The organism is Stagnihabitans lacustris (assembly GCF_025950525.1).
Lineage (GTDB): Bacteria > Pseudomonadota > Alphaproteobacteria > Rhodobacterales > Rhodobacteraceae > Stagnihabitans.
Genome location: NZ_JAPDGS010000013.1, coordinates 49,568 through 59,558, shown reverse-complemented (window position 1 = coordinate 59,558; position 9,991 = coordinate 49,568). Strand labels below are relative to the sequence as shown.

Below are 9,991 nucleotides of genomic sequence, written 5' to 3'. Positions count from 1 at the left end.
CCGTCAGGTCATGGTCCAGCACCTGGGGTGCAGGCTGGCCGGGCAGGATCGCGGACCAGGCCGCGGGCCCCCGGTGCAGAGGCAACCGCCGCGCGGCATGGAGTGTCATCAGACGGCCTCGTCGCTGTCATCGGCCAGGTCGACCCAGATTGTCTTGACCTGGGTATACTGGTCATGGGCCTGAATCCCGTTGTCCCGCCCGCCGAAGCCAGATTGTTTATAGCCGCCGAAGGGGGTCGAGATATCGCCCTCGCCAAAGCTGTTCACCGTCACGGTTCCCGCCTTGATCGCCCTTGCCCCGCGCAGGGCGCGTTTGACATTGGCGGTAAAGATACTGGCGGCCAGGCCATAGCCCGTGTCATTGGCCAGCGCGATGGCCTCGTCGAAGGTCTCCACCGTCAGGACGGAAAGCACGGGTCCGAAAATCTCGTCCCGGGCCTGAGGGGCGTTGCGGGCGACCTCCAGCACGGTGGGTTCGACGAAGCCATGTTCCGCGCGGCCCCCCAGCAGGGGTTTCACGTCCTTCAGATAGCCCACCACCTTGTCGAAATGCGCCTTGGACACCAGAGCGCCCACGCGGTTCGCAGGGTCCAGCGGATCACCCATCGGCCATTCGCGGATATGGGCCTTGATCCGCGCCAGAAGGTCGTCCTTGACGCCCTTTTGCACGATCAACCGCGAGGTGGCCGAGCAATTCTCGCCCATGTTCCAAAAGGCGCCACCCACGATATGGGCCGCCACCCGGTCGAGGTTTTCAGCATCGTCCAGCACCACAGCCGGGTTCTTGCCGCCCATTTCAAGCGTCACCTCTTTCAGGTTGCTTTCCCCGGCATAGGTCAGGAATTTGCGCCCCGTGACGGTCGAGCCGGTAAAGCTGACCGCGTCGATGTCCATGTGGCGGCCGATGGCCTCGCCGGTCTCGCCGCCACCGGGCAGGACGTTCAGGACGCCCGGAGGGATCCCGGCCTCCAGCGCCAGTTCGGCGACGCGCAGCGTGGTCAGGCTGGTTTCACGCGCGGGTTTGACGATCACCGAACAGCCAGCCGCCAAAGCCGGGCCGATCTTCCAGGCCAGCATCAAGAGCGGGAAGTTCCAGGGCAGGACCAGGCCCACGACGCCCACCGGCTCACGCAGGATCAGGGCAATGTGGTTGTCACTGGCGGGCGAGACCTGGTCATAGATCTTGTCGATCAGCTCCGCGTGCCAAGTCAGGCAGTTGACCGTTTCCGGCACGTCGACCTGTTCGCAATCGTAAATCGTCTTGCCGCTGTCCAAAGACTCCAGCACCGCCAGCTCGCGGGCATTGCGGGAGATCAGCTTGGCCAGCCGGATCAAGGCCTCCTTCCGGTCGCGGGGGGGCAGACGCGACCAGCGGCCATCCTCGAAAGCGTCCCGCGCCTTGGACACGGCGAAATCCACGTCATCCGTGCCGCAATCGGCGACTTGCGCCAGCACCGTGCCCGTGGCGGGATTGACCGTGTCAAAGGTCCGGCCAGAGATCGCAGGCCGGAAGGCGCCGTCAATGAAGGCCTGGGTCGGGAAATTCAGCGAAGCTGCGATGGCCTTGTATTCGTCATGGGTCAGCAGCATGGTCATTCCGCCTCGATCTGGGCAATGGTGGTTTTCAGCACGCGGACAACCTGTTCCAACTGGCGCTTGTCGTCCTTGTTCAGCCCCCTCAGCGGCGGGCGCGGCGGGCCTGCGCGGCCCCCAGCCAGTTCGACCCCATGCTTGATGCATTGGATGAATTTTCCGCCCTGCTCCAGCACCCGCATCAGGGGCATCAGGGCCGACATGATGCGACGGCCCTTGGCGAAATTCCCCTCGACGGCGCAGGCCCGATACAGCGCGATATGCTCGGCCGGCAGGAAGTTCGACCCGCCGCAAACCCAGCTTCGCGCGCCCCAGGCAAAGAACTCCAAGGCCTGGTCATCCATGCCGCAAGACATCTGGATATGGGGGTATTCGCGGGCCAGAAGATGCACGCGGTTGATATCGCCAGAGCTTTCCTTGATCGCGCAGAAGTTCCGACTGCGTCCCACACGGTTCAGGAAGTCTTCTCCCATGTTGATCCCCATGCGGCCGGGGTAGTTGTAAAGCATGATCGGCAGATCAGCGGCGCGGTCGATGGCCAGCGCGTTCAGGGCGTTTTCCTGTTCGGTCGGCACCGCATAGGGCGGGCTGCCCACCAGGATCGCATCCGCCCCGATCCGCGCCGCATGTTCGGCCATGGCGCAGCTGTCCTGAAGCCGGATCGCCACCGTCCCCACCATCAGCTGACAGCGCCCGCGCGTCACCTCACGCGCAAGTGTCGCCATCTCGCGGCGCTCCTCCATCGACTGGGCGTAATATTCCCCCGTCGAGCCGCCGTTGATGATGCCATGCACCCCCTGCGCCATCAGCCATTCCAGGTGCGCGACAAAGGCGTCGCGGTCGATCGAACCATCCGCGCGGTGCGGCGTGATGGCGGGGGTATGGATGCCCTCGAAGGTCATGGAATTCCTCATGTGGCGCCAAGCGCGCGGCCCAGCGGGAGAGAGATGCTGTCAGGGGTGACAAAGGCTTCGATCTGGGCGCGCGACAGGTCCCAATGGGCGACGGCCAGCGCGCCAGAGCCCTCGGCGTCGCCCGCCTCGATCAGGGCAATGAACTGGTCATGCTGGTCGGCGGCGACCGCTTGGGTCTCGACAAACGACGCCTTGCGCGGGTTGTAAAAGGTCATCCCGATGCGGGTGTGGTCGATCAGCAGGCGGCGCAGCGAGGGCAACAGGTATTCGTTGTCCGCCATCTCGCCGATCATGGAATGAAACCGCTCGTTGCCCAAGGCGCGCGCCGCCGCGTCGCCCGACCGGATCGCCTGACGGAAGGCCCATTGACATTCCTTCAGCCGGGCGATCTGCGCCACCGTCGCATGGGTGGCCGCCAGTCGCGAGATCGCGGCATAGATCATCGGCGCCGCGACAAAGAAATTCCGCAAGGTCTTGTGCGTCATGGGCGCAACCTGCGCGCCACGGTTCTCGTGCAGGACCACATAGCCCTCACCCGCCAGTTGCCGCAGCAGTTCCCGCAACGGAGGCCGCGAGATGCCATAAGCATCGGCCAGTTCGGTTTCGTCCAGATAGGCGCCGGGCTCCAGCACCTCGGTCAGGATCTTGCGCCGCAGGTCATCGGCGCATTGGGCCTTTTTGCTTCGGGTATCGGGTTCCATGCGGCCTCTGTCAGCGCCCGGAATCGGGTCGCCTCTTTGTAGGCTATGAAAATACATATTGTCTACTTTAATCGCCGCAGGACTTACCCCTGGCCGAAATGCCCCGGAAAGCACAGCGCTGCCGAGGCCATGACCGTCCGTCTGGCCTCGGCAGGCGGATAGGGGGTCTGAAGGGTCATCATGTCCAGCCAAGTGCCCTCGACCACCAGACGCAGGATGCGGGCGGCCAGCACCGGATCGACGCGATAACCGCCCTCGGCGACCAGAGCCCGGCAGATCGCCTCCAGCTGGGCGGCATAAGCGGCATCCAGCGGCCCGCAGGCCTCTTGATAGATCGGCCGGCTTTGCGCCTCGCCCCAAAAGGCACACCAGGCGCCAAGCCGTGCGGGCGTCGTGATCGCAGGCGCAAAATCCGCCTCGATCAGCGCCAAAAGCTGTGCTGCGGGGTCCGCAGGCGCCAGAGCCAGCGCCGCTTGCCAGTTGTCGTGATATTCCGCCGTCATGAAGGTCAGGGTTTCGGTCAAGAGCTTCTCTTTGGTTTCAAAGTGAAACAGCACCAAGCCATGGCTGATCCCGGCGGTCCTTGCCACCTCTGTCAGGGTCGTGCGCGCAAAGCCCCGCGCGGCCAGGGTGGTAATCGTCGCCTCGATCACCTGTTGGCGGCGCGCCTCTCGGGCCAGGGTGCGGGGCGGGGGGGAGGTCTCGTCTGTGTCATGCATGGCCTCAGAATAATCTGATTGACAAGTCAGTCAATGGTGGGAAATCCTGTATCGGTGGAGGACTCGCGATGAATGTTCAGCTGCCCTTTCCCACGATACCGACCCCCAAGACCTGGGACCGCGGCGGATTGCCGGCCTGGACCTATCGGTCCGAGGCGCTTTTCGCGCTGGAACGGGGGCTGTTCCTGACCCATTGGCAGGTCGTGGGCCACGAAAGCGACCTTCCGGGCCAGGGCGACTGGCTGGCCTTTGACATCCTGGACGAACGCGCGGTGGTGATGCGGGGCCAGGACGGCCAGGTCCGCGCCTTTCACAACCTGTGCCGCCATCGCGGCGCGCGGGTGGTGGATGGGGTGCAGGGCAGCTGTCGCGGCGCCGTCGTCTGCCCCTTTCACGGCTGGGTCTATAACCTGGACGGGACCTTGCGCGGGGCGGCGCGGCCCGAAAGCTTTGGCCCGCTGAACCGCGAGGATTTCGGCCTGAAGCCGATCGAGATGGAGATCTTCCACGGCTTCATCTTCTTGCGCTTTCACCCCGGGCCACAGCCTGCGGTGGCCGTGCTTCTGGCCCCCTTCGCCGATGATTTCGCCGCCTACCGGGCCCGCACCCTTTTGGCCGTCGGCGAATCCGGCTGGCTGACCGACCTGCCCGTCAACTGGAAATCGGTGCGCGATGTGGACAACGAGGGGTATCACGTGGCCCTGGCCCATCCCTCCCTCCAAGAGCTTTACGGCCGCGATTATGCCGATCACCAACTGGCCGGCGGCATCAACTTTTCCCGCGGGGGGTTTGGCGACAAGCCGGGGCGGCGCTGGTCGGTGCGGGAGTATATCAAGGCCAGTCAGGACCCGCCCGGCTTGCCCCCCCACCTGCAGAAATCCTGGACCTATTACGGGCTTTTCCCCGCCATGGTCTTTGCCTTTACCCCCGAGGGCGCGCAGTTCTACCACGAAATCCCGCTTGCCCCCGGCCAAACCCGCCTGACCGGCCGTCAATACCGCCATCCGCATGAGACCCGCCGCCAGCGCCTGGCCCGTTACCTCGCCATGCGCATCGACCGCGACACCTCGGCCGAGGATCAGCAGCTGACGATCTGGTCGAACGAGTCGATGAAATCGCAGGCCTTCGAGGGCTTTCACCTGTCCGACCTGGAATATGGCCTGCGCGCCCACCACGACCGGCTTCGCGCGCTGATCCCGGTCATGACGCTGCCCACCCCCCCGCCCGAAGCCGACATCGCGGCGCGCAACGCGGAAATGCTTGGCAGGGGCCCGGAACCGGACAAGACTTAGACAACGCCCCACAGAGGCGACACCAGGGAGACCCTTATGCGTCCGAACCGCCGTTCCGCCCTGCTTGGCATCGGGGCAGGCCTTGCCGCCCCCTTCGTCCGCCCCTCCTTTGCCGCGGGGGGCCGCCTGAATGTCTACAACTGGGCGGATTACATCGGTGAAACCACCATCGCCGATTTCGCCGCCGAAACCGGGATCGAGGTGGTCTATGACGTCTATGCCTCGACCGAAGAGGCCCAGGCCAAGACGCTGGCGGGGGCGACCGGTTACGATGTGATCTTGCAATCCGGGCTGCAGCTGCCGACCATGGTGACGGCGGGGGTCTATCAGGGCATCGACAAGGCGCGGTTGACGCATTGGGCCAACCTGGACCCCGATATCCTGAAGATCGTCCAGGGCTTCGACCCCGATCCCGGCCATGGCGTGCCCTATACCTGGGGCTCTGTCGGCTTCACCTTCAACCGCGGCCTGGTGGACCCGCTGCTTCCCGGGGCGGCGCTGGACGATCTGGCCACGATCCTCGACCCTGCCAATGCCGAGAAACTGGGCTCTTGCGGCCTGTCGCTTTTGGACAGCCCGACCGATGTCCTGCCCATGGTGCTGAAGTTCCTTGGCCTTGACCCCGACACCGCGACCGAGGCCGAATACCGCCGCGCGGCCCAGGCCCTGGCCCCAATCCGCCCCTTTGTCGCGACCTTCGACAACACGGGTTACATGACCACCCTGCCCAATGCCGAGGTCTGCGCCGTGGGGTCCTGGTCGGGCGATTACGGCGTGGCCAAGGCCCGCGCGGCCGAGGCGGGGATCGACATCGACCTGGCCTATTACGTGCCGAAATCCGGGGCTCCGGCCTGGTTCGACCTGTGGTGCCTGCCCGCGGATGCACCCAATGTCGACAATGCCTATCTGTTCCTGGATTACATGTTGCGCCCCGATGTCATCGCGAAATGCACGAATTTCATCGGCTATGCCAATGCGAACAAGGCCGCGACCGCGCTGGTCGACCCCACGATTTCCGGCGATCCGGCGGTTTATCCCGATGCCGCGACGCTGGCCCGGCTTTACACGCCCAAACCCCTGACCGCCGATCAGGAAGAGGCGATGACCCGCGTCTGGACCGAGATCAAGACCGGTGGCTGATTTCCTGCAAATCCAGGGCGTCTCCAAGTCCTTCGGCCCCTTTCAGGCGGTCCGGGATGTGACGCTTTCGGTGGCCCAGGGCGAGATCTTCTCGCTTTTGGGCGGGTCGGGCTGCGGCAAGACGACCTTGCTGCGGATGCTGGCGGGATTCGAGGACCCGACCGCGGGCCGCATCTTTCTGGACGGGCGCGACATGGCGGGCGTGCCGCCCTGGGCGCGTCCGGTGCATATGATGTTCCAAAGCTATGCGCTGTTTCCCCATATGACGGTCGAGGCCAATATCAGTTACGGGCTGAAACACGACGCCCTGACGCCTGCCCAACGCCGCGACCGTGTGCGCGAGATGCTGGACCTGGTGCAGCTGACCCCCACGGCTACCCGCAAACCGCATCAGATTTCGGGCGGACAGCGCCAGCGCGTGGCCTTGGCGCGGGCTTTGGCGCGGCAACCGAAACTTCTGTTGCTGGATGAACCCCTGGCCGCGCTGGACAAGAAATTGCGCGAACACACCCAGTTCGAGCTGATGTCGATCCAGGCCCGCACCGGCGTCACCTTCATCGTCGTGACCCATGACCAGGAAGAGGCCATGACGCTGTCGGACCGCATCGCCGTCATGGACCGCGGCCAGGTGCAACAGGTGGGCAGCCCCACCGAGATTTACGAATACCCGGTCAACCGCTTCGTGGCCTCCTTCATCGGCGCCATCACCTCTTTCGACGCCGAGGTGGTCGCGCGGGATGCGGGCTTTCTGACCCTGCATGTCCCGGACTTCGGCGGTCAGGTCACGACCCGAGAGGCCGATTTCGCCCCGGGCACCCGCGTGACCCTGGCGCTGCGGCCGGAGAAACTGGTGATCTCGAAGGACCGCCCCCCGGGGAACGCGGTTCAGGGCGTGGTGAAAGACCTGGCCTATTTCGGCAAGGACAGCCTGTATCGCATCACCCTGGCCTCGGGGGCGCTGGTGCAGGCCCATGCGGTCAACCAGGCCCGCGGAGCGGCCATGGTGGCCGATTGGGACGACCAGGTCTGGCTGTCGTTCCAGCCCTCTGCCGCCATTGTGCTGGGGGGTTAGGATGGGCTGGTTCCACCGCCGCGGCTGGCGCGACCTGATCATCGGATTGCCCTACCTGTGGCTGGTGCTGTTCTTCCTGGTGCCCTTCGCCATCGTCATCGCCATGTCGGTGGCGACCAAGACACCGACCGCGCCGCCCTTTTCCTTCGGCGGCGCTCACCCTTGGGTGAACCTGTCCACCTATCAGCGCCTGCTGACAGAGCCGCTTTACCTGCGCGCCTTCCTGATTTCCCTGACCAATGCCGCCGCCACGACGCTGTTTTGCCTGGGCCTGGGCTATCCGATGGCGCTGGCCCTGACGCGGGTGTCACGCGCCTCGCGCAACATCCTGTTGATGCTGGTGATCCTGCCCTTCTGGACCTCGTTCCTGTTGCGGGTTTACGCCTGGATGGGGCTGATGGGCAAATCCTCCTGGTTCAATCAGGGGCTTACCTCGGCCTGGAACTGGCTGGTGCCGGCCGATTGGGCGGTCACTTCCCTGCCCCTGATGCATTCGAATTTCGCCGTGGTGCTGGTCATGGTCTATACGTACTTGCCCTTCATGATCCTGCCGCTTTACGCCAGCCTTGAACGGTTGGACCCGATCCTGGACGAGGCCGCCCTCGACCTTGGCTCGCGGCCCTGGCAAGTGTTCCTGGATGTGACCTTGCCGCAATCCGTGCCCGGGATCATTGCGGGCGGCCTTTTGGTCTTTATCCCCGCCGCCGGAGAACTGGTGATCCCCACCCTGGTCGGCGATGCCGCAACGCCGATGATCGGGCGGGTGATTTCCGACCAGTTCTCTCAGGCGCGGGATTGGCCCATGGCCTCGGCCGTGGCGGTGGCGCTTTTGGCGCTGATGGTGGGGCCGACGATGCTTTACAGCCATTACCAGGCCCGGGCCGAGGGGACGAAATGACCCGACGCCCGACCTTCCTTCTGTCTGTTCTGGCCTTCGGGTTCGCCTTCTTTTACGTGCCGATCCTGTCGATGATGGTCTATTCCTTCAATGCCTCGCGGCTGGCGACGGTCTGGGGCGGGTTTTCCACCAAATGGTATGGCGCGCTGATGTCGAACTCCCAGGTGGGCGAGGCGCTGCTTTTGTCGCTGAAGATCGCGCTGGTCTCCTCGACCCTGGCGACGATCCTTGGCACCCTGGCCGGGATCGCGCTGGTCAGGTTCACCAAATTCCGCGGGCGCACGCTGTTTTCCGGCCTGGTGACGGCGCCCCTGATCATGCCAGAGGTCATCACCGGCGTGTCGGCGCTGATCTTCTTTCTGCTGCTGGCGGGGTGGATCGGCTGGCCCGCGCAACGGGGGTTCACGACGATCACCCTGGCCCATGTCACCTTCTCCATGGTCTTCGTCACGACCATCGTCCAGGCCCGGCTTTTGCAAAGCGACCGCGCCATCGAAGAGGCCGCCATGGACCTTGGCACGCGGCCCTGGGGCGTGCTGTGGGACATCACCTTGCCGGTGATCTCTCCGGCGATCCTGTCGGGCTGGCTTTTGGCCTTCACGATCTCGCTGGATGATGTGGTGATCACCTCCTTTACCACCGGGCCAGGGTCGACCACCCTGCCGCTTCTGATCTGGTCCAAGGTCAAGCTGGGGGTGACGCCCGATATCAACGCCCTCGCGACGCTGATGGTGCTGGCCGTGGGGCTTGGCGTCGCGGTGGCCGGCGTGGTGATGAACCGGGCCGAGGCGCGGCGGCTGGCCGATGAACGCCTGGCCTACAGGGCGCAGGGATGAGCCCCCCGGCCCCGCCCCCCGACATGGGCCGCGCGCGCTATGCCCGCGCCATGACGCTTTATGCCCGGGGCGCGCTGACCGCCGCCCAGCTGGAGGCCTACCGCGTGGCCGCATCCCAGAACGGGCCGCCCGATGACATTTTCACCGACCGAGGACTTCCCGTGCCCCAAGACCCCCTGCCCACCGACCCGATCCTGACCCTGGTGGCCGAGGCCGACCGCTACCTGGCCACCCTGCCCGGCCCCGGTGTCGCCGAGGTCCGCGCCGGCATCGCCGCCCACCGCGCCCCGCCCCAGCCGCAAGAGCCGCTCTCCCACCCAGTCGTCGCAGCCCACCTGACTGCCGCGCTGGACGCCCTGCGCCCCACCCATCCCGCCCTGGCCCAGGCTCTGGACCTTGCTGCCCCCCTGTTGCGCTGGAAGGCCTATGACCGCTATCCGGCCCCGGTCATCGGCGCCGACTTTCTGGCCGGCAACGCCTATGCCCTGCTGATCGGAGAGGGCGCGCCGATCCCCGCGCCCGATTTCCACCTTGGCCTCTTCGTCATCGCGCCGGGTGTGCTTTACCGCGACCACAACCACCCCGCCCCCGAGCTTTACGCCCCCCTGACCGGCCCCCATGGCTGGCGCTTTGGCCCCGACCGGCCGCTGATCATCAAACCCGCCCATCACCCGGTCTGGAACCCGCCCCTGCATCCCCATCTGATCAAGATCGGCCCCCTGCCCTTCCTTTGCCTCTATGGCTGGACCTGTGACACAGATCAGCCCGCCATCGTCATTCCGGCGGACGACTGGCCCGACCTCGAAGCCCTGACCCTGTAAGGAAA

General features: G+C 65.4%; 10 protein-coding genes. 6 read left to right on the top strand and 4 right to left on the bottom strand.

Annotation, left to right across the window (positions count from 1 at the left end):
* Positions 1–108: 108 nt before the first annotated feature.
* The 4 genes from NX862_RS18550 to NX862_RS18535 all read right to left on the bottom strand — a co-directional run bounded on the left by NX862_RS18550 (position 109) and on the right by NX862_RS18535 (position 3,927).
* A complete protein-coding gene (locus tag NX862_RS18550) occupies positions 109–1,596 on the bottom strand; it encodes an aldehyde dehydrogenase (protein WP_264495434.1) in 1,488 nt (495 codons plus the stop codon).
* Positions 1,593–2,495: a dihydrodipicolinate synthase family protein gene (locus tag NX862_RS18545; RefSeq protein ID WP_264495433.1), complete on the bottom strand. Its 903-nt coding sequence runs from the start codon at positions 2,493–2,495 to the stop codon at positions 1,593–1,595. The genes NX862_RS18550 and NX862_RS18545 overlap by 4 nt, the downstream gene beginning before the upstream one ends.
* 8 nt (positions 2,496–2,503) lie before the next feature.
* A complete protein-coding gene (locus NX862_RS18540; RefSeq protein ID WP_264495432.1) occupies positions 2,504–3,208 on the bottom strand; it encodes a GntR family transcriptional regulator in 705 nt (234 codons plus the stop codon).
* Positions 3,209–3,291: 83 nt separating this feature from the next.
* Positions 3,292–3,927 (bottom strand): TetR/AcrR family transcriptional regulator, encoded by a 636-nt coding sequence (locus NX862_RS18535; RefSeq protein WP_264495431.1) that lies wholly within the window; start codon positions 3,925–3,927, stop codon positions 3,292–3,294.
* A 68-nt stretch (positions 3,928–3,995) separates the two neighbouring features.
* On the opposite strand from NX862_RS18535, the gene NX862_RS18530 reads away from it, so the two are divergent.
* The 6 genes from NX862_RS18530 to NX862_RS18505 are packed head-to-tail and all read left to right on the top strand — an operon-like array spanning position 3,996 to position 9,986.
* Positions 3,996–5,219: an aromatic ring-hydroxylating oxygenase subunit alpha gene (locus tag NX862_RS18530; RefSeq protein ID WP_264495430.1), complete on the top strand. Its 1,224-nt coding sequence runs from the start codon at positions 3,996–3,998 to the stop codon at positions 5,217–5,219.
* A 36-nt stretch (positions 5,220–5,255) separates the two neighbouring features.
* The gene (locus NX862_RS18525; RefSeq protein ID WP_264495429.1) at positions 5,256–6,359 is read left to right on the top strand and encodes a polyamine ABC transporter substrate-binding protein; all 1,104 of its coding nucleotides are present in this window, start codon (positions 5,256–5,258) and stop codon (positions 6,357–6,359) included.
* Positions 6,352–7,431 carry an ABC transporter ATP-binding protein gene (locus NX862_RS18520; RefSeq protein WP_264495428.1) on the top strand — a complete coding sequence of 360 codons (1,080 nt, stop codon included), beginning with the start codon at positions 6,352–6,354 and terminating at the stop codon, positions 7,429–7,431. Before NX862_RS18525 ends, NX862_RS18520 begins: the two co-directional genes overlap by 8 nt.
* 1 nt (position 7,432) lies before the next feature.
* Positions 7,433–8,329, top strand: a complete 897-nt coding sequence (locus NX862_RS18515) for an ABC transporter permease (protein WP_264495427.1) — start codon at positions 7,433–7,435, stop codon at positions 8,327–8,329.
* A complete protein-coding gene (locus tag NX862_RS18510) occupies positions 8,326–9,165 on the top strand; it encodes an ABC transporter permease subunit (protein WP_264495426.1) in 840 nt (279 codons plus the stop codon). The genes NX862_RS18515 and NX862_RS18510 overlap by 4 nt, the downstream gene beginning before the upstream one ends.
* On the top strand, positions 9,162–9,986 hold the full coding sequence (locus NX862_RS18505) for a dimethylsulfonioproprionate lyase family protein (RefSeq protein WP_264495425.1): 825 nt from the start codon (positions 9,162–9,164) through the stop codon (positions 9,984–9,986). Before NX862_RS18510 ends, NX862_RS18505 begins: the two co-directional genes overlap by 4 nt.
* Positions 9,987–9,991: the final 5 nt, after the last annotated feature.

What these genes read in the sequence shown, in the direction of transcription:
- NX862_RS18510 (WP_264495426.1), top strand. Translation starts at nt 8,326, where the DNA reads ATGACCCGACGCCCGACCTTCCTTCTGTCTGTTCTGGCCTTCGGGTTC.
- NX862_RS18505 (WP_264495425.1), top strand. Translation starts at nt 9,162, where the DNA reads ATGAGCCCCCCGGCCCCGCCCCCCGACATGGGCCGCGCGCGCTATGCC.
- NX862_RS18535 (WP_264495431.1), bottom strand. Translation starts at nt 3,927, where the DNA reads ATGCATGACACAGACGAGACCTCCCCCCCGCCCCGCACCCTGGCCCGA.
- NX862_RS18530 (WP_264495430.1), top strand. Translation starts at nt 3,996, where the DNA reads ATGAATGTTCAGCTGCCCTTTCCCACGATACCGACCCCCAAGACCTGG.
- NX862_RS18525 (WP_264495429.1), top strand. Translation starts at nt 5,256, where the DNA reads ATGCGTCCGAACCGCCGTTCCGCCCTGCTTGGCATCGGGGCAGGCCTT.
- NX862_RS18545 (WP_264495433.1), bottom strand. Translation starts at nt 2,495, where the DNA reads ATGACCTTCGAGGGCATCCATACCCCCGCCATCACGCCGCACCGCGCG.
- NX862_RS18515 (WP_264495427.1), top strand. Translation starts at nt 7,433, where the DNA reads ATGGGCTGGTTCCACCGCCGCGGCTGGCGCGACCTGATCATCGGATTG.
- NX862_RS18550 (WP_264495434.1), bottom strand. Translation starts at nt 1,596, where the DNA reads ATGACCATGCTGCTGACCCATGACGAATACAAGGCCATCGCAGCTTCG.
- NX862_RS18540 (WP_264495432.1), bottom strand. Translation starts at nt 3,208, where the DNA reads ATGGAACCCGATACCCGAAGCAAAAAGGCCCAATGCGCCGATGACCTG.